The 26,354-nt window shown below is 39.4% G+C and carries 26 protein-coding genes and 1 other RNA gene; 16 read left to right on the forward strand and 11 right to left on the reverse strand.

The features are described 5' to 3' along the window. Positions 1-39 precede the first annotated feature (39 nt). The gene (locus tag AACZ87_RS17570) at positions 40-1,656 is read right to left on the reverse strand and encodes a CTP synthase (protein ID WP_339869060.1); all 1,617 of its coding nucleotides are present in this window, start codon (positions 1,654-1,656) and stop codon (positions 40-42) included. Between the two features lie 265 nt (positions 1,657-1,921). On the opposite strand from AACZ87_RS17570, the gene AACZ87_RS17575 reads away from it, so the two are divergent. Continuing rightward, positions 1,922-2,542, forward strand: coding sequence for a hypothetical protein (locus tag AACZ87_RS17575; protein ID WP_339869062.1), 621 nt, complete (start codon positions 1,922-1,924; stop codon positions 2,540-2,542). A gap of 287 nt (positions 2,543-2,829) precedes the next feature. Then, positions 2,830-3,234, forward strand: a complete 405-nt coding sequence (locus AACZ87_RS17580; RefSeq protein WP_339869064.1) for a hypothetical protein — start codon at positions 2,830-2,832, stop codon at positions 3,232-3,234. Positions 3,235-3,293: 59 nt separating this feature from the next. Here the strand turns inward: AACZ87_RS17580 and AACZ87_RS17585 are convergent, their stop codons facing one another. Then, a complete protein-coding gene (locus tag AACZ87_RS17585; protein WP_339869065.1) occupies positions 3,294-3,701 on the reverse strand; it encodes a hypothetical protein in 408 nt (135 codons plus the stop codon). Next, positions 3,698-4,321 carry an RNA polymerase sigma factor gene (locus AACZ87_RS17590; RefSeq protein ID WP_339869067.1) on the reverse strand — a complete coding sequence of 208 codons (624 nt, stop codon included), beginning with the start codon at positions 4,319-4,321 and terminating at the stop codon, positions 3,698-3,700. Before AACZ87_RS17590 ends, AACZ87_RS17585 begins: the two co-directional genes overlap by 4 nt. 56 nt (positions 4,322-4,377) lie before the next feature. On the opposite strand from AACZ87_RS17590, the gene AACZ87_RS17595 reads away from it, so the two are divergent. The 7 genes from AACZ87_RS17595 to AACZ87_RS17625 all read left to right on the forward strand — a co-directional run bounded on the left by AACZ87_RS17595 (position 4,378) and on the right by AACZ87_RS17625 (position 13,343). Then, complete coding sequence (locus AACZ87_RS17595) at positions 4,378-4,719, forward strand: DUF6249 domain-containing protein (RefSeq protein WP_339869069.1); 342 nt, start codon at positions 4,378-4,380, stop codon at positions 4,717-4,719. Positions 4,720-4,836: 117 nt separating this feature from the next. Then, positions 4,837-5,307, forward strand: a complete 471-nt coding sequence (locus AACZ87_RS17600) for a hypothetical protein (protein WP_339869071.1) — start codon at positions 4,837-4,839, stop codon at positions 5,305-5,307. Continuing rightward, on the forward strand, positions 5,304-6,746 hold the full coding sequence (locus AACZ87_RS17605) for an HD domain-containing protein (protein ID WP_339869073.1): 1,443 nt from the start codon (positions 5,304-5,306) through the stop codon (positions 6,744-6,746). The genes AACZ87_RS17600 and AACZ87_RS17605 overlap by 4 nt, the downstream gene beginning before the upstream one ends. A gap of 21 nt (positions 6,747-6,767) precedes the next feature. Next, complete coding sequence (locus tag AACZ87_RS17610) at positions 6,768-7,472, forward strand: tetratricopeptide repeat protein (protein ID WP_339869075.1); 705 nt, start codon at positions 6,768-6,770, stop codon at positions 7,470-7,472. A 155-nt stretch (positions 7,473-7,627) separates the two neighbouring features. Next, positions 7,628-9,271, forward strand: coding sequence for a tetratricopeptide repeat protein (locus AACZ87_RS17615; RefSeq protein ID WP_339869077.1), 1,644 nt, complete (start codon positions 7,628-7,630; stop codon positions 9,269-9,271). Positions 9,272-9,464: 193 nt separating this feature from the next. Beyond that, positions 9,465-10,556 carry a phytase gene (locus AACZ87_RS17620; RefSeq protein WP_339869079.1) on the forward strand — a complete coding sequence of 364 codons (1,092 nt, stop codon included), beginning with the start codon at positions 9,465-9,467 and terminating at the stop codon, positions 10,554-10,556. Positions 10,557-10,574: 18 nt separating this feature from the next. Beyond that, the gene (locus AACZ87_RS17625) at positions 10,575-13,343 is read left to right on the forward strand and encodes a TonB-dependent receptor (protein WP_339869081.1); all 2,769 of its coding nucleotides are present in this window, start codon (positions 10,575-10,577) and stop codon (positions 13,341-13,343) included. A gap of 428 nt (positions 13,344-13,771) precedes the next feature. Here AACZ87_RS17625 and AACZ87_RS17630 read toward each other — a convergent pair whose 3' ends face one another. The 8 genes from AACZ87_RS17630 to AACZ87_RS17665 all read right to left on the reverse strand — a co-directional run bounded on the left by AACZ87_RS17630 (position 13,772) and on the right by AACZ87_RS17665 (position 19,437). Continuing rightward, positions 13,772-15,001, reverse strand: a complete 1,230-nt coding sequence (locus AACZ87_RS17630) for a S8 family peptidase (RefSeq protein ID WP_339869083.1) — start codon at positions 14,999-15,001, stop codon at positions 13,772-13,774. A 152-nt stretch (positions 15,002-15,153) separates the two neighbouring features. After that, positions 15,154-16,548, reverse strand: coding sequence for a S41 family peptidase (locus AACZ87_RS17635; RefSeq protein WP_339869085.1), 1,395 nt, complete (start codon positions 16,546-16,548; stop codon positions 15,154-15,156). Between the two features lie 62 nt (positions 16,549-16,610). Then, positions 16,611-17,321 (reverse strand): ATP-binding cassette domain-containing protein, encoded by a 711-nt coding sequence (locus tag AACZ87_RS17640; RefSeq protein ID WP_339869087.1) that lies wholly within the window; start codon positions 17,319-17,321, stop codon positions 16,611-16,613. Between the two features lie 2 nt (positions 17,322-17,323). Next, positions 17,324-17,527, reverse strand: a complete 204-nt coding sequence (locus AACZ87_RS17645) for a fructose-6-phosphate aldolase (RefSeq protein WP_091692045.1) — start codon at positions 17,525-17,527, stop codon at positions 17,324-17,326. Between the two features lie 46 nt (positions 17,528-17,573). Further along, positions 17,574-18,233: a fructose-6-phosphate aldolase gene (gene fsa / locus AACZ87_RS17650; RefSeq protein WP_339869089.1), complete on the reverse strand. Its 660-nt coding sequence runs from the start codon at positions 18,231-18,233 to the stop codon at positions 17,574-17,576. Positions 18,234-18,417: 184 nt separating this feature from the next. Then, positions 18,418-18,508, reverse strand: an RNA gene (gene ffs / locus AACZ87_RS17655) — signal recognition particle sRNA small type. Between the two features lie 117 nt (positions 18,509-18,625). Then, positions 18,626-18,856 (reverse strand): hypothetical protein, encoded by a 231-nt coding sequence (locus AACZ87_RS17660; protein WP_283414214.1) that lies wholly within the window; start codon positions 18,854-18,856, stop codon positions 18,626-18,628. A 26-nt stretch (positions 18,857-18,882) separates the two neighbouring features. After that, positions 18,883-19,437 (reverse strand): hypothetical protein, encoded by a 555-nt coding sequence (locus AACZ87_RS17665; protein ID WP_339869092.1) that lies wholly within the window; start codon positions 19,435-19,437, stop codon positions 18,883-18,885. Between the two features lie 423 nt (positions 19,438-19,860). On the opposite strand from AACZ87_RS17665, the gene AACZ87_RS17670 reads away from it, so the two are divergent. The 7 genes from AACZ87_RS17670 to trpB all read left to right on the forward strand — a co-directional run bounded on the left by AACZ87_RS17670 (position 19,861) and on the right by trpB (position 26,110). After that, positions 19,861-21,273 carry an anthranilate synthase component I family protein gene (locus AACZ87_RS17670; protein ID WP_339869094.1) on the forward strand — a complete coding sequence of 471 codons (1,413 nt, stop codon included), beginning with the start codon at positions 19,861-19,863 and terminating at the stop codon, positions 21,271-21,273. Between the two features lie 79 nt (positions 21,274-21,352). Beyond that, positions 21,353-21,721 carry a four helix bundle protein gene (locus AACZ87_RS17675; protein ID WP_339869096.1) on the forward strand — a complete coding sequence of 123 codons (369 nt, stop codon included), beginning with the start codon at positions 21,353-21,355 and terminating at the stop codon, positions 21,719-21,721. A gap of 103 nt (positions 21,722-21,824) precedes the next feature. Beyond that, entirely contained in the window at positions 21,825-22,391 is a 567-nt protein-coding gene (locus tag AACZ87_RS17680) for an aminodeoxychorismate/anthranilate synthase component II (RefSeq protein ID WP_339869098.1), read from the forward strand. Between the two features lie 32 nt (positions 22,392-22,423). Next, complete coding sequence (gene trpD, locus AACZ87_RS17685) at positions 22,424-23,434, forward strand: anthranilate phosphoribosyltransferase (RefSeq protein WP_339869100.1); 1,011 nt, start codon at positions 22,424-22,426, stop codon at positions 23,432-23,434. A 6-nt stretch (positions 23,435-23,440) separates the two neighbouring features. After that, on the forward strand, positions 23,441-24,259 hold the full coding sequence (gene trpC, locus AACZ87_RS17690) for an indole-3-glycerol phosphate synthase TrpC (RefSeq protein ID WP_339869102.1): 819 nt from the start codon (positions 23,441-23,443) through the stop codon (positions 24,257-24,259). Beyond that, positions 24,259-24,885: a phosphoribosylanthranilate isomerase gene (locus AACZ87_RS17695; RefSeq protein WP_339869104.1), complete on the forward strand. Its 627-nt coding sequence runs from the start codon at positions 24,259-24,261 to the stop codon at positions 24,883-24,885. The genes trpC and AACZ87_RS17695 overlap by 1 nt, the downstream gene beginning before the upstream one ends. A gap of 46 nt (positions 24,886-24,931) precedes the next feature. Then, positions 24,932-26,110 (forward strand): tryptophan synthase subunit beta, encoded by a 1,179-nt coding sequence (gene trpB, locus AACZ87_RS17700; protein ID WP_339869106.1) that lies wholly within the window; start codon positions 24,932-24,934, stop codon positions 26,108-26,110. Positions 26,111-26,354: the final 244 nt, after the last annotated feature.

Here is a 26,354-nt window from a genome sequence, read left to right on the forward strand (position 1 = left end):
AGATTAATCGTAAACCCGAGAATAAGGCATCGGGGAGTTTTATTTAATTTTTTTGTCCACAGCAGCTTGGATGAATTTCACGAATAGCGGCTGAGGGGTTAATACTGTGCTTTTATATTCTGGGTGGAATTGTACTCCCACGAACCAAGAGTGGTTTTTGATTTCAACGATTTCTACTAAACCAGTCTCAGGGTTTTTGCCGGTTGCTACCATTCCGCTTTCTTCCATGTCCTTCAAATAGTCGTTGTTAAACTCGTATCTGTGACGGTGTCTTTCTTGGATCTTAGCTTTACCGTAGGCTTGATAGGCCTTACTTCCCTTTTTGAGGTCACAATCATACGAACCTAAGCGCATAGTCCCGCCCATTTGGTCAATATTCTTTTGTTCTTCCATTAGCCCGATCACCGGATTTTTGGTTGCTGGGTCCATTTCGGTACTATTGGCATCTTTTAGGTTCAATACATTTCTGGCGTATTCGATTACAGCTACCTGCATGCCAAGGCAAATACCAAGGAACGGGATGTTGTTTTCACGCGCATACCTCACTGTTTCTATTTTTCCCTCAAATCCTCTTTCTCCAAATCCAGGAGCGACTACGATGCCATCAAGATCGGTGAGCTTTTGAACAATATTATCAGGGTTGATTTCTTCGGATGAAATCAAACGAAGATTCACGTCACATTCGATCGAAGCGCCTGCATGCGTGAATGATTCGATGATTGATTTATATGAATCTGGAAGTGAAACATATTTTCCTACCAATCCTATAGTGACTTCCTGTGTAGGGTTTTTAAGCTTTCCTAAGAAATCTTTCCAGTTTTCTAAGTCAGTGTTTTCCTTTGAAGTAAGCTTTAGCTTGGTCATTACCCGCTCATCCAGTTTCTCCTTTTTCATAAGTAAAGGAACATCATAGATCGAGTCAGCATCCATTGCTTCTATTACACTATTCAGCTGAACGTTGCAGAAAAGCGCTAGCTTTTTCTTTACATCAGAAGGTAGGTGATATTCAGTACGGCAAACAAGTATGTCTGGCTGAATACCTGCTTCTAGCAATTGCTTTACCGAGTGCTGAGTAGGCTTAGTTTTTAGCTCTTTAGCGGCACTTAAGTAAGGGATTAAGGTGAGGTGAATTACCAAAAAATTATTTGCACCAAGATCCCATTTGGCTTGACGAACTGCCTCAATGAACGGAAGTGATTCTATGTCACCTACGCAACCTCCGATTTCTGTGATAATCACATCGTATTTTCCGTCTTCACCCAGCTTGTAGAAATTTGCTTTGATTTCGTCTGTAATATGCGGGATGACTTGCACTGTTTTTCCAAGGAATTCGCCTTTACGTTCCTTGGTGATCACATTATTGTAGATCCTTCCAGTGGTAATGTTATTGTCCTGTGAGGTGGTGATATTCAGAAAGCGCTCGTAGTGCCCCAAATCCAAATCGGTCTCTGCTCCGTCATCAGTCACATAGCATTCGCCGTGTTCATAAGGATTTAGAGTTCCTGGATCGATGTTTAGGTAGGGATCGAATTTTTGGATGGTTACTTTGAAGCCTCTGGCTTGGAGCAACTTGCCTAGGGAAGCTGCGATGATGCCTTTGCCGAGAGAGGAAGTAACTCCTCCGGTAATAAAGATGTATTTGGTGCTTGAAGCCATAAGAATGGGGGAGGATGGATATTTAATTGGATTCTTATGGGGCTCAAAATTATGGAAAATTTCCCGATTAATGGCCTTTTGAACTTTTATTAGCTGACTTTTCTCGAATTTCTTCACGTCTAGTGCAAAAGTTATCCGTGACAATACGTGACAATTGTTTTGAGGAGATACTGTTGCGGAGTGCTTTTATTATGTGCTATAGATCAAATTTGTATGCGATCATGGCCTAATTTATACTAGTTCAAAATGCTAATCCTTACACGAAATGAATACTAATCGCCGGGAAATTGTACTCATAAATCAAATTGATTATAAGAGATCTGTTACTATTGATTCTGCGCAACATAATGATAACGAGTCTTTTGTGATTAGTCCCTTGTCATTGTTTACATTGCTGGATAGGACTAAATTTGAGGAAGATGTAGAGGTGCTTAACGCGATATATTCCATGCTGTTCGACGAGTTTGTAATTGCTCGTAAACAACTTATATGTAATTGGCCTAGTGCTCCCTTGATGGATGAAACTATAATTAAACTAGTTGAGTATTGTCGTGCCGCGAGAATAGAAATTGTCATTGAGGATACATTGCCCCGTTTTTTGAATGAGGTCAAAATGCTACCTGAATTTGAAAAAATATGGAAATCTTTAATTCTATTTATAGTTCAGTCAGTTTGTGAAGATGTTAGTTTAAATGAGGCTATAGAGGAAATAGCCACTTTAAAAAGAGGCAACGAAAGTATATTGATTTTTAGTATTAAAGGAATTGAAATGATTAGCTATTCATACCTTAAACCTCAACTTTCTTCGTTTGAGTTGATGGTAGTAGGAGGTCTCTATGGGGCAAAAAGAAATGGATCAAGCAATACATTTTTCAAGTATAAGTGAGTTGTTGGATTCTCTTGGTCAGGAAATTGATCTTGTGGAATTTAAAGCTAATTTTTCTAATAGTTCAATAGAAAAACAATACTATAATGCTTTTAATCAGAATTTTCATTCGTATAATTTAGTCCAACAGTGGATGTTAACTTTCTCTGAGAATTAAAAACAGTACTACTTAGTTGTCTTTTAATGTTAAAATAAGTTTTTTTAATACGTTTATTTGATGCTAAGTTTAATAATTATATATATTGCCATTGGTTTATAAAAATAATTATTAACATACAAGGATAAACATGAGAGATTTAATCAAAGAGGCAATTGCTGATCTTAAAAAAGGTGATGGATTTATCTATGTAACTTCAGATGGAAGTAAGATAGATTTACACGAAGCAGCTACAAAGGGTATCGCTGTTACACCGGTTAATCCAAAAGACCAAGTAATAAAGAAATTGGAAGCTGCAGGTCTTCATTTGAATGACGGTAGATTCCTAAATGAATTGAATGAGCTAATTTCGCTTGTTACTGGAAGTGGAGCTGCTGCTAAAACTTCTAAGAGAAGAACATTCTCTGATGCTGAGAAAAGCAAAATCGTAGAAGAGTGGAAGAAAGTGGAAGCTGCAGGTAAGAAGACAAAAGCTGCATTCGCTAGAGAGATTGGTGTCGGTTATCAGACATTCATTAATTGGTTGAGAGGATAATCTCTCACCGATTAGAAACAAAAAAGGCAGCCTAGGCTGCCTTTTTTGTTTCTAATTACTTATGATATTTTCCATCTCTTAAGGCTACTAACTACAGTAAGTAGTGCTAATACGCAAAAGGCTATTATTGATTGCCCAACTAAGTCTGGTAGCGTTAGTGTAGGAAGTGAGATCTTTGGAAATGAAATGGAAAACTTAGGTATAGCATAATCTGATAGTTGGTATAGTTGTGGAGGTGCATTTTCTGAAAAAGGCACGAATAGTAATACTATCACTACAATTGCGGCAATCGAACCACCTATTAATTTCCAGGTAAAAGAAGAAATAACTGGTTTATAGATAGATACAGAATTCTTTTGGTTGAGTTTATCTAATATAGATCTACGGAAGTTGGATGAGGGCTCATCAGTTCCTAGCTCAGTGATGATCTGGCGGATATATTCGTCTTCCTTACCTTGATTTTTCATAGTAGATGAATTAATTCACTTTTTGTAATAGCTCGCAACGATTCCAACAAACTTTTTCTTCCACGATGCAACAGGATTTTAACATGTGAACTTGTTAAACTCATTATCTCCTCTATTTCTTTTATACTTTGTTCTTCTAAATAAAATAGGGTGAGTACTGCAGACTCTGCTGGCTTCAGTGCATCTAAGCCTTGTTTGATCAGTTCCTTTCTTTCGATCAACTGAAGAGATTTTAATCCATCCAAATAATCTATAGAGTCACTATCTAATACTTCCACTTCATCCAGCTTTATAGTGTAGTTTTTTGATTTTCTCAGCCTACCTAACGCTTCATTATATACTATCTTATATAGCCATGTCGTAAACTTAGAATTTCCTTCAAAATTTTTCAAGGCATGGAAGGCTTTCATAAATGCGTCTTGTGCAGCTTCTTCGGCTTCTTCTCTGTTTTTCAGAATACGCAGTGCAAGAGTGTAGACGTACTTTTCATGCTTTTGAATCAATTGTCCGTAAGCATTCAAGTTACCCTCTAGCGTTTTCTTTATATAATGTTGGTCTTCCTGGAATCGCATTTTCACATTGGATGCAAGTACCTGAAAAAAAGTTACATTTTTTTTCATAGAGTTGTAACCTTTTCCTCAACAGTCTACATCAAAGAAGAAAAAACACACAAATCATGGCTGTTACTATCTTAGTTGTTCTAATTATTTTCTCCTGTATTTTCGGAGTCATTTTCACCTTTTTGACTACAAGAAATAAGGAAAGGCTCGCACTCATAGAAAATGGTGCTGATGCAAAACTCTTCAACTCCGGCAAAAAATACAGCTTTGGCCAAGTAATACTCAATATAGCATTGCTTGCTATTGGTATAGGCGTAGGTGTATTGGTGGGAGCGTTGTTTCATCAAGGCGGGTTAGAAGAAGGAGTAGCTTTCACTTCTTCAGTTTTCATCTTTGGTGGAATAGGCTTGATGGTTAGTTTCTTCCTGAATAGAAAGCTTGCTGAGAAAGAAGGCTGATATCTTGCCAGATGGATGCTGAAAACCTCCCCTGAAATAGGAGAGGTTTTTTTGGTTTATGGGGTTTTGCCCCATGCTCTCATTTTTCTGATTATTTTTGTGAAAAACTAATTCATCTTGGATCACTCACAATTATTAGCTGCTTTTAGGGAAAAAGGAGTTTTACACCTTAAGGAAGGAAACGGAAAAGTAATCACACTCATGAAACCTGAACTTTGGAATTCAGAGATGGGTGAAGATTGGACCTATCTACTTTTTGATTTGTTCCAAATTCGAACCATTTGTGAGCCTTTTTCTGAAGTATCTCTAGATATAGTTGAGTACGCAAACAAGCCTACGGTATATCATAGCCCAGCAAATAAAATCATAAAGAATGGGCCCGTAGTAGCAGGCGTTCTGAAGTTTAGTTTGATACTTGAGCCTAATTGGAATAAACTATTATTTCAGATTTCTCAGCCTGTGATCGTCAAAATAGACACAAAGGAAGAAACTGCATTTCAAACTCCCATCTTGTTTCCACTATTAAGTCCAAGTACTAAGGAGATGTTTTTGGGGCCAGATGGGGATGTAAAAATTATTAAAGGATGAATTTCAAATCGCATCTTGATGAATTCGAAGTCTTTGGAAAAGTAGCAAAAGCTGCTGCCATTTTAGGTTTAGAGACCTATGTGGTGGGGGGTTATGTGAGAGATTTGATTTTGAAACGAGAGAAAAGCGGCCAGAAGGATATTGATTTTACCTGTGTAGGAAGTGGGATAGAGCTTGCTAAGGAAGTCGCAAAACAATTTGAAGGACATGTCCCACTCTCTGTTTTCAAGAATTTTGGCACTGCGATGCTGAAATTGGAAGACTGGGAACTCGAGTTTGTGGGTGCGCGAAAGGAATCCTACCGCTCAGAATCCCGGAAACCAATCGTGGAAACTGGAACACTCCAAGAAGATTTGGAGCGTAGGGATTTTACCATCAATGCGATGGCAATTTCTCTAAATGCCGCAGATTATGGTGAGCTCTTGGATCCTTTTGATGGGCTTTCTGATATCAAAAAGAAATTGATTCGTACGCCACTTGAGCCTAATGTCACCTTCTCGGATGATCCTCTACGGATGCTTAGAGCAGTGCGCTTTGCTGCGCAATTGGATTTTGATATAGATGGGGACACTTTTTATGCATTAAGTGAAAATGCTCATCGTCTACAAATCATCTCTGGCGAGCGAGTAGCGGTAGAATTGAACAAAATCATAGAAGTAAAAAAACCTTCCTACGGTTTTAAATTGCTGTTTGCAGGCAAGTTACTTCATGAGTTTTTTCCTGAAATGGTGGATTTGCAAGGAGTCGATTCCGTGGATGACAAATCGCACAAGGATAATTTCTACCATACCCTGCAGGTGCTGGATAATGTCTGTACGATGAGCGATGATCTCTGGCTGCGCTGGGCTGCGATCTTACATGATATTGCCAAGCCAGCTACAAAGCGATTTAATAAGAAAGTGGGCTGGACATTTCATGGACATGAAGATAAAGGTGCGCGAATGACTCCTGGGATTTTCAGAAGGCTAAAACTGCCAATGGATGACCGGATGAAGTATGTACAGAAGCTAGTCAAACTCCACCTTCGTCCGATAGCATTAGTCAAAGATGAAGTGACGGACTCGGCCTTGAGAAGATTACTTTTTGAAGCCGGAGATGATATCGATGATTTAATGAAACTTTGCCGTGCAGATGTCACGTCAAAGAATAATAAGAAAGTAAAACGCTACTTGGAGAATTTCGATAAAGTAGCTCAAAAGTTGATTGAAGTAGAGGAGAAAGACCAGGTTAGAAACTTCCAACCTCCAATTTCTGGAGAAGAAATTATGGAAATTTTTGATTTGAAACCTTCTAAAATTGTCGGAGATATTAAAGAAGAAATTAAAGAAGCTATATTGGAGGGCAAAATTCACAATAATCCTGTACAGGCACGTGAATTGATGCTAAAGATAGCTAAATCCAAAGGATTGACTCCACTATTAAATCGCCCAAAATCATAAATTAATTAAAATTCTATTCAAATGAAGCGCGTATTAATCATGCTGCTTATGGCCTTTTGTGCCAGCACTACTATTGCCCAGACAGCAGATTCTGTTGCCAGACTCGATCCAAAACTTAAGAAAACATTGAATGCCTCTGATCAAGCCGCATACCAATTAGCGATGAGGTATAACGACGTAGCTTCTGCGAAGAACTCTCTATACCATCTGATCGTCAGAAATCCTGAGGACATGAGGTATGTAGAAATGCTCGCTTCAGTCTATTTTGAAGCTGGTCAAGCGATGTCAGCAGCCCTTGTTTCAATGGATGTATTGAAGGTAAACGACAAAAGTGTGACCTCTTTGGAAATTGCGGCCTATTCTCTGGAGCAGGTAGGTGCATTGGAGAAATCTCTTCCTTATTTTGAGAGTCTTTACTTGCTGACCGGAGATAATTTTAGCCTTTACAAGTCTGGTTTTATCCAATACAGTTTGAAGAAATATCCGGAAGCGCTGAACTCTATGAATATGTTGGTGAAAAACTCCAAGCCTGAGGATAAGGTAGGTTTCCCGAAATCACAGACAGAAACGCAGGAAGTTAGTATGAAAGCAGCGGCGTTGAACCTGAAAGGAATGATCTACTTGGATCAAGGCTCGAAGGTAGAGGCGAAAGCAGCTTTTGAAGAGGCAGTTTCGCTAGATCCAGCATTCGATTTGGCAAAGGAAAACCTTGCTAAGACTAATTGATCTAATCGATGACTAATATAGAAACCGGCCCAATGGGTCGGTTTTTTTATGTCTATACGAGAATAGCTTTTTTGAGAATTACGAACCAGAAGTTTAATTGAATGGCAACTTTCTGGTAACACTTTTTAATCTTGATAGACTGAACTTCGCTGGTTATGAAGCGACTGATTTTATTTTTATTCACAAACGCCATTATCTCGGTATATACCTCAACATTCTCTTTGGCTCAAAATGCCCGACTAATCAATTCTAAGTTGGATTCAGCATATCAGTTAGCGAAGAGTAAGCCTGACCAAGGGTTTCTACTTGCGACGGAAGTTTTAGAAGAAAGCAAGCAGACTTTGCTGGATTCTCTAATAGGAAAAGCCCAGTTGGTCCGCGGTAAAATTCTCTTGCAGTTCGGTTTGTTTCAGCCTGCAGCTGAGGCATTCTATGAGGCGGAACATATTTTTCAACAGTATGAATTGCCTTCACTTTTGGCCCAAGTGAATAATGGATTGGGGCAGGTCTATTATAAAATAAAAACGGCCGAAGATGCACTGCTCCGTCACGAGGCGGCATTGAATATTTATCAAAAGCTACGAAACGAAGAAGGGGAGGCAGAGACAATAAGTTTCATCGGTGGTATGTATGAGAAAATGGGTTCATATCCAAAAGCGCTTGAACATCAGCGAGTAGCGCTCAAGATCTTTGAGGAGCTTCATCTCAGTAGTCAATTGGCATTCGTAAGAGAGAATATTGGGAGTATTTATGAAGATCTAGGACAATATGATTCTGCATATTCCAATTTCCGGAAAGCATATGTGTTAAATACTGCTCTTGGAGATAGTCTTCGAATGATTGGTAATTTAAATAATCTCGGAGATGTGCTTCGCAAAACCCGAGAGCCAGAGCAAGGATTGCTTTATTCAGTAAAAGCTGCTGAGATGAGCGGGAGACTTGGCTCTTTATATCAGCAGAAAAGTGCGGTGGTTGATATATCAAAGGCTTATGCAGAGATGCGGGATTATGAGAATGCTTATAAATATTTGGAGCAAAGCAGGCAACTAAGTGACTTGGTTTATTCGGAGGAATCGGCTAGGCAATTTGCGATTCAGGAAGCACATAACAGCCTGTTTGCCAAAAATCAACAGATCAATCAGCTGGAGCAAATGAGAGATTTTGATACAAAAGTGAAATGGTTGCTCCTGTTTTTAGTGATTCTATTGTCTGTTTTAGGTTGGGTCATTTTAAATAGACAAAAGCTAAAAATTAAGAGCAATAGGGAATTGTTGCAGCGACAAGAAGAGATTTTGCTGGTAAAGGAGCAATTGATCAATACAGAGAAAGAAAATCTGAAATTGCTTGAGTTAAAAATGGAGGCCGAAGATAGAGCACATTCCAAATCCCTTACAGCCCAAACTCTTCATGTCATAGATAAAAATCAAATGCTCGAAGATATTCAGGCTAAGCTGAAAAGCATCTTGGAAGAAGACCCAAAAGAGCAAAAGAAAAGGATCCGGAATTTGATCAAGCAGATTGATTTTAACTTTTCGCACGATACAGATTGGGATGATTTCAAGCAGACTTTCGAACGTGTACACCAGGATTTTTTCAAAAACATACAAGCGAGATCTGGAGGTTTGACTCCAGCCGAAATGAAACTTGCAAGCCTGATGCGGCTGAATTTAAACTCCAAAGAAATCGCCTCCTCATTAGGGATTTCCATGGATAGCCTTCGTATTTCACGCTACCGACTTCGAAAAAAATTGAACCTACAAAAGGACGATAGTTTACAGCAATTTCTTCTTTGTATATGATTTACAATTTGTTAATCTGTTTTTAACATAGTGTAATCTTCTATTTTTCAATTTGTTATGATTGATTTTTGAAATTCTGTTTAGGTTTTGTTAACGGTCACTTTCCTCATTGTTGCCCAATTGATAACAGTCATTTCTAGTCTGCAGGTACAGTCCGAGCTAACATTGTAGCATCAAAACCATACTAAATCTTATGTCAACAAGTAGACTAATTTATGGACTGTCCACACTGGGAATTCTCGTGACTTCCTGCAGTAAACCAGTTCAGCAACAAGAGGAAACAGTAGCAGTAGAGCAAACCTTGGTGAAGCCAATCTATGTGACTGACTCGGTAATTCATGATACCGATGATCCAGCCATTTGGGTGAATCCTTCCGATCCAAGCAAAAGCCTAATCATCGGAACAGATAAAGATGCCGAGGGAGCTTTGTATGTATTCGATTTGAAAGGAAATACAATAGATTCCCTGATTGTCCGAGATATTCAGCGTCCAAACAATGTGGATGTGGGTTACGGATTGGATCTAGGAGATCGAACGGTTGACTTTGCAGTTACTGGAGAGCGAATGACTTCCAAATTAAGATTTTTCAGCCTTCCAGATATGAAGGAAATAAATGTCGGAGGAATAGAAGTATATGAAGGGGAATCCGGCCCTGATTTCAGAGATCTGATGGGCGTCGCTCTTTTTCAAGACAAAACTACCGGTAAGAATTATGTGATCGCTGGTAGAAAAAATGGGCCTACAGATGGGACTTATTTGTGGCAATATGAGGTTCTCGGAAAGGATGGTCAAATCACCCTAAATCTTGTTCGGAAGTTTGGCTCATACTCTGGTAAAAAAGAAATCGAAGCCATAGCAGTTGATGCTGAATTAGGCTATATCTATTATTCCGACGAAGGAGTTGGCGTGAAAAAGTACTATGCTGACCCTGAGAAGGGGAATGAAGAACTGGCATTTTTTGCGCAAGAAGGATTTTCTGACGACCACGAAGGAATCTCCATTTACAAACTGGATGATGCCACCGGGTATATTTTAGTTTCAGATCAGGGTTCAAATCTTTTCCACGTTTTCCCAAGAGAAGGATCTGCTTCCAATTCACATGAGCACAGTTTAATCACCAAAATCGCCACAAGTACAATATCCAGTGATGGATCTGAATCCATCAGTTTGGCTTTGGGACCTGATTTTCCTCATGGACTTTTTGTAGCCATGTCTGATGATAAAACCTTCCAGATCTATCGCTGGGAAGATTTGGCTGGTGACATTCTAAAATCAAAAAATTAATCATTCAACCTCATAGTTATGAAAAATCAATTACTAAGAGCAATTACCTTGATCGCGGCTTTTTGCCTGAGCCATCAGATGCTAGCCCAAGGTGTTTTAAGAGGAAGGGTTATCGATGCACAGAACCTATCTATGCCAGGTGCAAATGTTATTTTGAAGGGCACTACAATCGGTACTATTACCAATCAAACTGGAGATTTTTCTATTGTTGATCTTCCGGCTGGAACTTATGAAGTAGAAGTTTCATACTTGGGCTATGGGTCTTTACTCCATGATACGGAGGTAGAAAATGGTCAAACCACTATTCTGAACTTCAAACTGGATGAAACTACGATAGAAAGTCTGGAATTTGTGGTGATGGGAGATCGGCTTAAGGGGCAAGCTAAAGCGCTCAATCAGCAGAAGAATAATGCCAATATCACCAATGTGGTATCCTCTGATCAAATTGGTCGGTTTCCTGATGCCAATATTGGAGATGCCCTGAAAAGAATTCCTGGTATCACCATGCAAAATGATCAGGGTGAAGCAAGGAATATCATTATCCGAGGTCTTGCGCCTCAGCTTAATTCTGTGACTTTGAACGGGGAAAGATTGCCATCTGCAGAAGGGGATAACAGAAATGTACAAATGGATTTGATTCCATCAGACATGATCCAGACCATTGAAGTGAACAAGGCTGTCCTTCCAAGTATGGACGCAGATGCAATCGGAGGCTCGGTTAACCTTGTGACTCGTCAAGCGCCAAATTCACTTCGTATATCTGGGACTGCAGCATCTGGTGTCAATTTACTGTCTAATAAGCCCATCTGGACTGGCGGTTTGATTATAGGCAACAGATTCTTTAATGATAAATTGGGAGCCATTTTTTCAGGTTCTTACAATAATCATCGCTTTGGCTCAGACAATATCGAAGCAGTATGGAAAGAGTACGATAATGGGGTCGCTTTGGAAGAGTTTGATATCAGAGAGTATAGAGTGCAGCGTGTGCGTCGTTCAGCAAGTGTTGCTTTTGACTATGAGATCAATGACAATCATACACTTTTCCTTTCCGGAATGTACAATCATCGGGATGACTGGGAGAACAGATTCAGAATGAGAGTTAGCCAGTTGGACGATTCATTTGATGAGGGAGATTTTACTGAGGTTAGTTCTGGGAATTACCTCACGAAAGGCCGCGTAGAATATGAGACCAAAGGTGGTTTGGATAGCGATAGAAATAAAGCGGCTAGACTGGAAGATCAGCGAGTGTATAATACTACACTCGGCGGTAGTCATTTATTCAACAAATTGAAAATGGATTGGTCAGCAACTTATGCGAAGGCATCCGAAGAAAGACCTTTTGAGCGCTATACTTCCTATAGATCTTCGGGGCAAAATGTCACTGTAGATGTTTCTAATCCAAATAAGCCTTACGCATACCTAACTGATCCTGCAGATAATCTTGGAATTGGGTTCAACGGACTTTCAGAGCAATATGGGTATACATCTGACCGCGACTTAAATGCGAAATTGGATTTTAAACTCCCATATAGCCCTAAAGGTATTCTTCAGTTTGGTTTGAGGTACAGAGGAAAAAATAAGGAGCGGGAGAATAATTTTTATGAATACGAGCCTTTGGATGAAGAAGCGTTCGGAGAAACCATTGGAGAAGTGCCCCATGAGAACTACTCAGATCCAAATTTCCTAGTAGGCTCACAATACCAAGTAGGTACATTTATGACTCCTGATTATTTGGGTGGTTTGGATTTCAAAAACTCAGGTTTATTTGAAGAAAGCGATATTCCTGAGGAATATGCGCCAGGTAATTACAGCGCCAAGGAAACTATTACAGGTGGGTATGTAATGGCAGATCATCAGTTCTCAGAAAAATTCTCAGCGATTTTTGGGGTGAGGATAGAACACACTTCTATTGATTATGTTGGAAATATCTTTGATATAGATAACGAAGAAATTTCACCAGCAGAAGGCGAGCAAAGCTACACGAATTTCATGCCTGGGGTACATTTGAAATACAATATGAATTCAAACTCTGTCTTAAGATTTGCCTGGACTAATACCATTGCAAGGCCAAATTATTTTGACTTGGTTCCTTATGCTGAGTTTAGTCCTGAAGATGAGGAATTGTCCCGTGGGAATCCGAATCTGAAGCCAGCTACTGCCATGAACTTTGATTTGATGGGAGAAAAGTATTTTGATAATGTTGGGTTGATCTCGCTGGGAGGGTTTTATAAAGATATTGACGATTTCGTCTATACGATCACTTCTCAGGGGTACAGCGATCCACAGTTTGGATCCGATCTTCAATATTCCCGTCCAGAAAATGGGGGCACAGCAAAAATCTATGGCCTTGAAGCATCTATACAGCGTCAGTTATGGAAGGGAATAGGCGTATATCTGAACTATACGTATACCAACTCTTCAACTACTGGGATTGAGGGAAGAGACACTGATGATATAGAATTGCCAGGGACTGCTGATAACATGTTCAATGCTTCTCTTTCTTTTGAAAATAGGCGATTCGTGGCACGCGTATCCGTAAATTACGCTTCTGATTATTTGGATGAATTGGGAGGAGAGAGTTTTGAAGATCGCTATTATGATAAGCAAGCTTTCTTGGATGTTAATGCCTCTTACGCGATTACCCCTAAATGGAGAGTCTTTTTCGAAGGAAATAATCTGACTAATCAGCCATTGAGATATTATCAGGGAATCAAATCGAGAACGATGCAGGCTGAGTATTATAATGTGCGATTGAACTTTGGTTTGAAGTTCGATTTGTTCGAATAACAACGGTTTAGCATATAAAAAAGGCTACCAAATATTAATTGGTAGCCTTTTTCAACTGTATTTAGTGATGAACCTCAGTGTTAAAGGAATAGGTAGTAAGCGAGAAAGGTCGTCAGCAATGAAATCCCAAAACTCATCAATAGGATCTTCGAATAATTTGTTACCCATTGACCTTTTTTAGTGTTTCCTTCTACTATCAGCTGCCGGTTTGGCCTTACAACTTCTTGAATTAGTGCTAAGCACCCTAGAAAGTAGATTGATAGTATAAGGGTGAAACTTGCTGCGATTTCCATGATTGTTAATTTGAACTCCAAATTTAACAGCAATTCAAACCAATGCTTTTGAAAAAGAGAAACTTAACAATTTGATAATGAACAAAAAAGAGGTGATTTATTCGAATAAATCACCTCTTATGTTTTATCAGAATTCTATTTAACAGCTATTACATCAGCTTTTCCGTCAGGATCTCCTATTACTGAGCCTCCATTATTAGGAGTGCCATATAGCAACAATCCGCACACATGTGGAGATGCCATGGAGGTTCCATTGTAGCTGGCATATCCTCCAGGAACGGTAGATAATATGCCTACTCCTGGAGCAGCAAAATCAACAGGAGGATTGCCATAATTTGAGAAAGAGGCAAATCTGTTGTTTATGTCAATGGCAGAAACGGTAAAAATGTTACTGCCGTTTACTCTAGCAGGAGATGAATTATTAGCATTGGTACTTTCATTACCGGCAGCGAGAGCTACTTTAATTCCGGCATTCCCTAACGCGGATACTGCAGCATCAAGAGCAGCCGATGTTGGACCTCCGAGACTCATATTGGCTACATCTCCAGCGTTTGCGTGGTCCGTAACGTAATCAACGCCTGCAATTACTCCAGAATACGATCCTGAACCTCTAGAATCCAACACTTTTACTGGAATAAGAGTAACTCCTGGGGCTACCCCGATTACGCCAATATTATTATCAATCGCTCCTACAGTCCCTGAAACGTGTGTCCCGTGTCCGTTTCCATCACTGCCGATGTCAGAGTCTTTCCCTTTGGAAAAGGCATTGAATCCGATGCCAGCATTCACATTCAAGTCTGGATGTGAAGAGTCTATTCCTGAGTCAATTATATACGCTTTCTTGTTTCCTGTATAGGTGATTCCTCCACCTACCCTTGAAATTCCATAAGGAGTCTGTTGTGAAGTTGATCCACCTCCACCACCTCCGCCTCCTGGACCTTTACCAGGAGGTGGTCCTAATGCGATCACCCGATCTTGCTCAATAGCCTTGATTGAAGGGTCTTTAGAGATTGCTTGGAGTTGCTCTTCTGTCAATGACACTGCAAATCCTTCAATACTGCTTCCATATACGAAACCAAGATTTTCTTCAGATATTCGATATTTTGCTAAAAGTTCAGACCCGGTTTTTCTCATGGCTGCCTGGATGGCTACGTAGGACATGTCTTTTCTGAAATTAATTCCTGTAGGTATTAATGTAACGATGTACTTTCCAGGAATAACGTCACCTGACTGGTATTTCACAAATTCAATCGAATTTCCTGTGATTGGAGATTCTGCCTCTTGCTGGCAGGAGAAGGCAAGGGTTCCGATAAGGATTCCTGCATATAGGGCAGGTTTTTTCCAAAGTTTTTGTTGGTTGATCATAAAGTAGAGTGGTTAATTTGTTTTTAGAACTAACTCTTTGTTAAGTGTTTAGAGCAGTTTATACATATAATGTCTGGAAATTATATGAATTAACCAATTCTGGATGCGCAGGTAAAGGCAAAAAAAAGCCCCGGATTATCGGGGCTAAGTACTTATTTTTTGATTGGGGATTCTATCATTTTACCCATCCTGTTTTTGCTTTCTAAGGTATTTGCAAGTTCTACTCTATCCAGTTTTGTAACTCTGGCTGATGATGGCACTCCAGTGATTTGCTCAATTGCTGTTCTGAGCATTATCTCATTTACATCTCCCAGCTCTTTCAATCGTTCAGTATTTTCATTCACAGCTATATTCGGGGTGAAGCCAGTGCTGTAATCAGACTGATCCAAACTGTTAAAGCTTTGGGTGACGATTGGAAGTAATCCATAAAGATTGTCTGGATTGTCCTCATCCTCAATTGGAATCGACCCTACATTTTTACCATAGGTCACATCACCTATCAAGAAAACATCCATGTAAGGTTTTAGCCCATTGATGATGAGTTCTGAAGCTGAGGCCGTTCCAGCGGAGGTTAACACATACATACGATTTCCGGATAATGTGTTGCCTAGGTTTTGGGATTTATTTAGAAATTTTGTTTGGACATTTCTTAACGCTTCAACATTCTCAGTAAGGAATGCATTGTATTTAGTTTTAGAGAAAATATCAGCGTTGGTGACACCAGGGCCAATCAAACTGGCTAAGTTTACAGCAGATGATACATAACCTCCTCCATTATACCTTAAGTCTAATATCAAGCTATTGATATTCTCTGCTTTCATTTTAGCAAAAACAGCATCCATTTCCTTGTCATACTTAGTAGCGTCTGCCGTAGTGCCAGGGGCAAAGAAATTGTAAATCACATATCCGATTTTTTGATTATTTACGGTGTAAATAGAGTCTAGAAAATTCGGGTCTTCCGAAAATTGTACTGGAGTAATGGAAATATCATCCATTTCGATATAGGCTCCTGCATCATCGATGAATCTGAGTGGAGTAATTGTATGAGTCGTTTCTGTCTGCTGAAGGAGCTCTCTATAGTTATTAATGTTGATTTGGGTACCATTGATTGCCACTATCGCATCACCTCGCATTAGATCTTTTGCAGCAGCGGGACTATTTTTTTTCACATAGATTACCTCAGCATATACATTATCCGAATCAGGCATTCTGTACAATTTGAATTCGTAGCCTGGATCCAGCGAAATCCCTTGTAGGGAATTGATCAATTCTTGGTAATCAGGATAGATTACAGAAAAGCGATCTGTAGGCGTATAAAGAAGGGAGTTGAAATAATTTGTAGGATCAGAAGTCTCCGCAATTGGAGTCTTCATATTGAGCCTCCAATAATACACCTCATCCATCACATCAAATATCCAATTGTTGATTTCTTCTTCAAGCGTTAACTCAGAATCTACGACAGGATCTTTGTCATCATCTTTACAGCTCCAAAGCAGTCCACTGAGGATTGCTAAGAAGAAAATTCTTGAGAAAAGGGTAGCCTTCATATTTGGGTGATTTGGATATTTACAAACGCAATAATTTTATTACGGTTGATTATTATTCGATTTTAGAATGTCGAACCATAGGAAACGTCGTGTGTCTGACTATCCTTGAGTTCTCCATTTTCGCATTTCAGTACTCTATATGGGTACTTACGAAGTAAATCATAATTATGGGTTGCCATCAATATCGCTGTGCCCTTTTTGTTGATTTCCTGGAAAAGCTTGAAGATCCCATCGGCAACATCCGGGTCGAGGTTTCCGGTAGGTTCATCTGCAAGTAGTATTGAAGGTTCGTTAAGTAAAGCTCTAGCGATTACCACACGCTGTTGCTCTCCCCCAGAAAGCTGATGCGGCATTTTACTAGATGCATTATTCAGACCTACCAAAAGTAGGACCTCAGCCATTCTTGAATTGATTTTTGATTTATCTGTCCATCCAGTAGCTCTCATCACAAAAGCTAGATTTTCTGCTACAGATCTATCATTGAAGAGTTGGAAATCCTGGAAAATAATTCCGATTTTTCTTCTCAGAAAGGGGATTTCCTTGGTTTTAATATTTTCCAAATTAAATCCTGCCACTTCCGCACTTCCACTTCTCAACTCCAAATCTGCGTAAAGTGTTTTAAGCAAGGAGCTTTTTCCGCTCCCAGTTCTGCCGATTAGAAATACAAATTCGTGTTGCTCTACCGAGAAATTAACATCGGCTAGGATTGGATCTAAGCCTTGAAAGATTGTTGCTTGTTTTACCTGAAGTACAGGCTGAGTACTGAAATCCATTCTTATAGTTCTAATTTTTGCAGTTTTCCAAAAGGAAGTTCTTTTATTAACGCTTCTAATTCATCTTCCTTTCCTTCTAAGCCAAATTTCTCCATTTTTTTCAATGGCCTATCTGCCCTGAAATAGGCTACTAATACAAAGTTCTCATCTCTGATTTGTATATAGTCAGGGATTTTCGCTTTGCCTTTTACTTTGATAATATACATAGGGGAAATTGAAAAAAAGACCGGCAAATGCCGGCCTTTTACTTATTTATTTGCCAGCTGCTTTGGCATGATCTGCCAAAAACGTTGCCAAACCAGAGTCAGTCAAAGGATGATTGAGTAAGCCAGTGATTACTTTCAATGGACAGGTAACAACATCTGCGCCTACTTCTGCACATTTCAATAGGTGCATAGTATGTCTTACTGAAGCTGCAAGAACCTCAGTTTCGAAACCATAATTGCCATAAATGTGTACAATTTGAGCGATAAGATCCATGCCGTCGAATGCAATATCATCTAATCTACCAATAAATGGAGATACATAAGAAGCCCCTGCTTTTGCAGCCAAAAGTGCCTGGCCAGCAGAGAAAATCAGCGTACAGTTAGTACGGATTCCTTCACTTTGGAAATATTTTAGTGCTTTTAAGCCATCCTTGATCATTGGGATTTTTACCACGATTTTGTCATCGATCTTAGCAAGCTCTTTTCCTTCTTTTACCATGCCTTCGAAATCGGTGGAGATTACCTCAGCACTAACTTTATCATCTACGATATCACAGATCGCTTTGTAGTGAGCTCTTACTTTTTCATCTCCGCTGATGCCTTCTTTGGCCATCAATGAAGGGTTGGTAGTTACGCCATCTAAAACACCTAGGTCATAAGCTTCGCGAATGTCACTAAGATTGGCTGTGTCAATAAAGAATTTCATGTTTAAATTGTTTAATAGGTTTTGAAACCTCTCTTCTTAAGCTTTGTTATTCTTGTCTTAAATAAAAAACAGGGTAAAAGCCATGTAGAAGGATGATTCCAAATGGATTTGATTGTAAGAAACAAAGTTAGAAGATTAATCAAGATTTGGAACTTGATTGGAGGTGCCCAAGAAAAAATAGGGCAAAAAAGAAGCGGCATCGCACCGCTCAACCACCTACCCTTGCTTCCTTCCGGACCTGGGGGATTCAGCAGGAGCTGGTCGTGCCGCCGGCGCAAAGGTAAGGAGAAATTCATTTTTTACAATGATCCTAATCAGGATTGCCTAATTAACGGCTTTTGGCACTGACTATGAGGGGGATTAATTTCAAAGTATAGATTTGAGATTTGAAATTACTTCGTCTTAGCGAAGTGCATCTGGAATTCCAACACATTGCAGTGGATAAATTCGTCCTCTGCTAGGTCTTCAAAAATCTCTTCATCAAAGGTCATTTCTGTCTTTTCTATTTTTCCATCTGGATGCACTATTAGTTCAATCCCTGTGAACGTCTCAGGTTCAACTTGTACCAAAACTTGGTAATCGTCAAAAACTCGCTTGAAATACTGTGGAAATGCTTTTGCCATAATGTTAGAGCGTTTGTTTCGCGAAATTACTCATTCGGTCCAATTGGGTAATAACTTGAGTAATATATCATCACATCTGAGGGATTGCTTTGGGTTATTTTTATCCTTTCAAAAACATAAAATGCCTGAGCCAAAAAATCTTTTTCATTTAAAGGCTTTACTGGGCTGATTGCGTGGTTTTCTACTTTGAAAAGTATGCCGTTTGGGCCTATTATCTCATATCCGTTTGTATGTCGCTTCCTTTTTACTTTGTAGACTTCTCCATCTACAAATTCAAATCGGGCACTACCCCAGAAGTAACTTCCCTTTCCTCTGGCAATTTGTAGATTGGTTTTAGGTTCTACAATTCGCGCTTTCTTTATTTTATTATCGTCGTGGTTGAAAAACAAATGGAATGTTCTTCCTTCAAAATCAAGGTCAGCGTAGCGATAACCCCTATCAATTTCCATTTTAGCTTCTTCTCCTGAATCAGCTTTAAAATTTACTTGATGCATGGGAGCTGTCCATTCTGCTGCGTTTTGTGCCTTCGCAATTCCCTGAATCACAAAAACAAGAATTAGGATGAATAGGATGTTTTTCATTTTAGTAGCGGTTATTCCCTAGTCGTCAACGTTTTAAGATTGTTTTAGTTTCAGATTCTAGCCACTATGAATCCCATTTGCTTAAGTTTTTGAATTAGTATCTGTAAATTTTTGATAAAAAAGATGTGCAGATGCTTTGTCCTTAACAATCCCTTTCTAAATTTGCTGTCATTCTTATGAAAACAATCGCAAACAAATACTGGTGGTGGCATTCTTACTCTTTCCAAAAGGAAGTTTAGAAAGCCCCTGCATTTAATTTTGCGTTACGACATAGTATAAAAGGCTTACTGGATTTCCGGTAAGCCTTTTTTCATGAAATCGAGGTACACTAAAAAGTCACACACTAACATGATTATAATCGCTGCGAGATTCCATATGGCAGTTAAAAGCCAAATTATAATCATATGAATAAATAAATACGAAATGACTCATATTAAACTACCTATTTTAACTACTTACAGAAAGCGCCTAGCGGACACGATCACCCCTGTGAGTATTTATCTGCAGATTCGGGATCGTTTTGCAAATCCTATTCTGCTCGAGAGTTCAGATTATCATGGTCAGGAGAATAGTTATTCCTATATCTGTTTCAATCCATTGGCAACTTTCAGTTTCAATGCTGGAGAAGTGAAAGAAACCTTACCATTGGGGCATTCTGTATCTTATAAAGTGAGTTCGGATCAGAAGCTGATGGAGAGCCTTAGAGCTTTTGGGAACAAGTTTGATACGGGTCAGGATAATTTTAAATTTAGCTCGAATGGACTTTTTGGATACATCCAATACGATTCAGTAGCCTATTTCGAAGATATCAATCTGCAGAATACAAAGGCATCTGAGGTGCCGATGATGCAATATTCGGTGTATCAAAATATCATTGTGGTAGATCATTATAAAAATGAGCTTCATTTATTAGAGCATAGGGTTGCAGGTGCGGAGAATCCGGAATTAACGGATGAGATCGAAAGGTTGCTTTCAAATAAAAATATTCCAAGCTACTCGTTTAAGAGAGTAGGAGAAGAAAGCTCAAACTACACCGATGAGGAATTTCTCAAAATTCTGAATCAAGGAAGAGAGCATTGCTTTAAAGGTGATGTGTTCCAGATTGTACTTTCCAGAAGGTTTTCCACTGCCTTCAAAGGTGACGAATTCAATGTATATCGTGCCCTTAGATCTGTCAATCCTTCACCTTATTTATTTTATTTTGATTACGGTTCTTTCAAGGTTTTTGGAAGTTCTCCAGAAGCTCAAATCGTAGTGAAAGATAAACGGGCTACCATTTATCCAATAGCGGGTACATTCCGTCGTACAGGAAATGATCAGGAAGATGCAGTTTTGGCGCGCAAACTTTATGATGATCCAAAAGAGAATTCAGAACATGTGATGCTTGTGGATTTGGCGAGAAATGACCTCAGTAGATCCTCTGAGAAAGTTACCGTGGATGTCTTTAAAGAGATTCAATACTATTCACATGTGATTCACTTAGTATCTAAAGTGACGGGAGAATTACCAGAAGGAACAAATCCACTTCAGTTGGTAGCTGATACCTTTCCTGCAGGTACACTTTCCGGAGCTCCTAAATATAGAGCTATGGAGCTGATAGACGAGTTGGAGAATGTTTCTAGAACGTTCTATGGTGGAGCGATTGGCTACTTAGGGTTCAATGGTGACTTCAATCACGCGATTTTGATCAGATCATTTGTTTCTGAAAACAATCAACTCAGATTCCAAGCAGGTGCGGGTGTAGTCGCCAAATCAACTATCCCATCTGAATTGCAAGAAGTCGCAAATAAACTGGAAGCGCTTAGGGTGGCTTTAAGAGCGGCGGAGAATATTTGAGTTGGAAGGTTTTAAAGTAGGAAGGTTGTAAAGTGGTATAATGAGTATTCTTGAAAATATTTGATATAAATCTTTGAATATGAAGGCTAACAGTTTTGAAGAATTACTCATTTGGCAAAAAGCAATTGAGATTGGAGTAGAGATCTATTCTCTTTCTGATCAAGTACCTCTCAAAAGCGACTACAAATCTAGAGATCAATTAATTGGGTGTGCAATATCGATTTCGAACAATATAGCCGAAGGATTTGAATACAACAATAAGCTTCAGTTCATTAGATTTCTAGGCTATGCGAAGGGATCAGCAGGTGAATTAAGAAGTCAATTAGCACTATTAGTTAAAGTAAACAGAGTTTCGGAAGAGACATATTTAAAATTAAAAGAAGAGTTAATTGTCTTGTCAAGGCAGATTAAAGCTTTAATGACCTATTTGAAAAATAAGAAAGAATAGAGTAAAACGGAATGGATTGCAAGGGTTGGGGATAAGTGAACTTTACCACTTTTCGACTTTGCCACCTTTCAACCTGAATTACCTATTAAAACGATAAAATTATATGCGAATTCTCGTCCTAGATAACTACGATTCCTTCACCTACAACTTGGTATATATCGTCCGCCAGCTTGGTTATGGGGCAGATATGGATGTGTTCCGAAATGATAAAATCAGCTTGGAGGATGTCTCTCAATACGATAAAATAATTCTCTCTCCTGGACCTGGAGTACCGGAAGATGCTGGAATAATGCCTGAGCTTTTGAAGAAATATGCTTCTACTAAGTCAATATTGGGAGTTTGTCTTGGTCATCAGGCGATCGGGGAAGCCTTTGGTGGAGATTTAATTAACTTATCAGAAGTTCTTCATGGGGTGGCTTCTATTGTAAAAGTGGAGGATGACTTGCTTTTCAAGGACGTTCCCGATACATTTAGTATTGGTAGGTATCACTCCTGGGTCGTTAATGAAATCACCCTTTCATCAGACTTGGAAGTGATTGCCCGTACACCCGACAATCAAATCATGGCTTTGAGGCACAAGAAGTTTGATGTCCGGGGCGTACAATTTCATCCAGAGAGTATTCTTACTGAAAACGGAGTGCAGATTCTCAAAAACTGGTTGGAGAATTAAGAATCAAACCACCCACCTACTTCCTAAATATTATGAAAGAAATATTAAATCATCTCATCGAACATAGAACGCTCACTCGAGAAGATGCGCTTGAAGTTCTAAAAAATATTACATCCGGCACTTATAACCAGAGTCAAATCGCGGCCTTTATGACCGTATATATGATGAGAAGTATCACTGTGGAGGAACTTTCGGGATTTAGACAAGCTATGCTAGAGCGTTGCATTCCTGTCGAAATCGCTGAATATGACGCAATGGATCTTTGTGGTACTGGCGGTGACGGGAAGGATACATTTAATATTTCTACTTTATCTTCTTTCATAGTCGCTGGAGCTGGTCAGAATGTAGCCAAGCATGGTAATACTGGCGTGTCATCCATCTGTGGATCTTCAAACTTACTTGCCTACTTTGGCTATGAATTCACAAGTGATTTAGACAAGATCCGTCAGAGCTTAGACGAAGTCGGGATTTGCTTTTTGCATGCTCCGCTTTTCCACCCAGCTATGAAACATGTAGGGCCAATCAGAAAGGATCTTGGTGTAAAAACCTTCTTCAATATGCTTGGCCCAATGGTGAACCCGAGTTTTCCTAAAAAACAATTGGTTGGTGTATTTAGTCTAGAGCTGGCAAGGCTTTATGGGTACCTCTATCAGGAAATGCAAGGACGATTTTCGATCCTACACGCCTTGGATGGATATGATGAGATTTCATTAACAGGTGATTTCAAAATGATTTCCAATGATGGGGAGAAAGTTTTAAAACCTGAAAACATTGGTCTTCAACGATTGAGTGCCGAATCAATCAAAGGAGGAGATACCATTCAAGAATCGGCCAAAATCTTTGAGTCTATCCTGAAGGGGAAAGGCACAAAAAGTCAAAATGCAGTGGTATTGGCAAATTCTGCGGCAGCATTAGTCACAGCGCAAGAAGGCCTTTCTTTCACGGATGCTGTCGCAAAAGCGGAGGAAGTTCTACTTTCCGGAAAAGCATTAGCAGTGTTTGAAGGCCTTGTCAATCCAAAAACCTCAATTTCTTTAGCTTAAAATTGTATGAATATTTTAGATAAAATTATTGCTCAAAAACACATAGAAGTAGCAGAAAAGAAAAGTTTGGTGCCTGCAAAAATGCTTGAAAAAAGTGTCTTTTTTGACGGGCAAGTGGTATCAATGAAAAAGTATGTGTGCGATCCTGAGAAGTCTGGAATCATTTCTGAATTCAAAAGAAAGTCACCTTCCAAAGGTTTGATCAATGGCTCTGCTTCAGTAGAAGCAGTAAGTATAGGATACATGCAGGCAGGGGCCTCGGCTTTATCGATTTTGACGGATACTGACTTCTTTGGTGGCAGTAATGCCGATCTTAAGGAAGCCCGTAAATTCAATTTCTGCCCGATTCTTCGAAAGGATTTTGTGGTGGATGAATATCAGATTCTAGAAGCAAAGTCTATCGGAGCAGATTGCATTTTGCTAATCGCAGCGGCTTTGGAGCCTGCTAGATTGAAAGAATTAGCAGCTTTCGCAAAAAGTTTGGGACTTGAAATTCTAATGGAAGTGCATGATGGTGAAGAACTGGAAAGAAGCCTTTGTGATGAATTAGACTTGGTAGGTGTGAATAACAGGAATCTGAAAACATTTGATGTGTCATTACAAACCTCCTTAGATTTGGTTGATAAAATACCAAGTGATTTCGTAAAGATTTCTGAAAGCGGTATTTCTGATCCAGCTACTTTGATCACTTTGAAAAAAGCTGGTTTTGATGGATTTCTTATAGGAGAAAACTTTATGAAATCCAGCCGTCCAGAGCAGGCAGCTTACAATTTCATCAAAGAATACAAGAAACTTTTGGCTAAAGAATCAACAGTAAGTATCTGATGAGAATCAAAGTCTGTGGGATGCGGGATCCTGAGAATATCAAAAACCTGATTCAAGAGGTTAAGCCTGATTGGATGGGTTTGATTTTCTATTCCAAATCACCACGATATGTTTCTTCTGATTTGGCAGGTGCTGTCCAATCCTTTGAGGTGGATAAAGTTGGAGTTTTCGTAAATGAGTCCATTGAGTTTATTCTTGCCAAAATCGATGAATTCAAGTTGTCAGCAGTTCAACTGCATGGAAATGAAAGTCCGGAATTTGTAAGGCAACTCAAATTGAAAACTAGCAAGAAGCTTTGGAAGGTTGTTTCTGTAGGAGAAACAATTGATTGGGAAACATTGAGAGAATACGTCGGGTTAATTGAATACTTTCTCTTTGATACGGCCACCAAAGCGCATGGTGGTTCGGGAAAGAGGTTCAATTGGCAGGTGTTGGAGAAATATCCTTTTGAAAAGGAATTTATTCTCAGTGGAGGACTGGACGAGGAATCTGCTTCTGAGATAATTGCATTAAGCACAAAAATGCCTCATTTGGCAGGGGTTGATTTGAATTCGAAATTTGAAGATGCTCCAGCAGTAAAGAATATTGAAAAGTTAAAGACTTTTAAGAATAAAATTAAACCATAGTTGGTAGTCCATGGTCCATGGTCTATCAGCCATCAACTATAGAATTATGATCAAAGTAGATGAAAAGGGTTTTTACGGCAAATTCGGCGGAGCTTATATCCCCGAAATGTTGCACCCAAACGTGGAAGAGCTGAAAGAAAACTACGAGTCAATCATGGCTTCGCAGGAGTTTCAGGATGAATTCAGAGGATTACTGAAAGACTATGTAGGCAGGCCTACTCCTTTGTATTTTGCTTCTAGACTTTCAGAAAAGTATGGGGCAAAAGTATATTTAAAGCGAGAAGACCTTTGTCACACCGGAGCTCATAAAGTCAACAATACCATAGGCCAGATCATATTGGCAAAGAAGCTTGGGAAAAAGCGAATCATCGCAGAAACCGGAGCGGGTCAACATGGTGTGGCAACAGCGACAGTTTGTGCGCTTATGGGGATGGAGTGTACCATATACATGGGCGAAATTGATATCGCACGTCAGCATCCAAACGTGGAGCGGATGAAGATTTTGGGAGCTACAGTAGTGCCTGCTACTTCGGGTTCGAAAACACTTAAAGATGCGACTAACGAAGCCATGCGAGCTTGGATTAATAATCCTGTGGATACACATTACATCATAGGATCGGTAGTAGGACCGCACCCTTATCCAGAGATGGTGGCTAGATTTCAATCCGTGATTTCGGAGGAAATCAAATGGCAACTTAAGGAGAAAGAAGGAACAGAAAATCCGGATATAGTGATTGCCTGTGTGGGTGGAGGATCAAATGCTGCTGGTGCTTTTTACCACTATTATAATACCCCGCAAGTTCGCTTAGTTGCTGCGGAAGCTGCTGGTCTGGGCGTTTTGTCTGGGAAATCAGCCGCAACTACTGTCCTTGGAACTCCAGGTGTTTTGCATGGATCAAAGACGATTTTGATGCAGACAGAGGATGGACAAGTTGTAGAGCCACATTCTATTTCTGCTGGATTGGATTATCCTGGAATAGGTCCTGTTCATGCTCATTTATTTGATGTGGGAAGAGGTGAATTCGTAGCAGTGGAGGATAAAGATGCAATGGCTGCAGGAATTGAGTTAAGTAGATTGGAAGGGATAATCCCGGCAATCGAATCTGCTCATGCGATACATGCATTAAACTTGATTGAATATTCCAAAGATGATGTGATTGTGATCAACTTGTCAGGAAGAGGCGATAAGGATTTGGATACTTATATTAAGTGGGGTCAGTATTGATTTGGGATATATGATATCGGATTTACGAAGGCATTTTGAACTTCAATCGTCATCGTAGAATTCATGCTTTTCCTAAACAAAACAATAGTGAATGAAGAATGTTGAAGGCTGAATAATGAAGTGACCGAAACCTGAGACGAACCTTTCACTATAAACCTTAAAAGGGGTTAACCATGATTAGCCATGGGGGCAACCCATGAGAAAGAAATTTTAAAATTGAATACCAACCCTGAAAGGGTTGAAC

It is taken from the genome of uncultured Algoriphagus sp. (genome assembly GCF_963974365.1).
GTDB lineage: Bacteria > Bacteroidota > Bacteroidia > Cytophagales > Cyclobacteriaceae > Algoriphagus.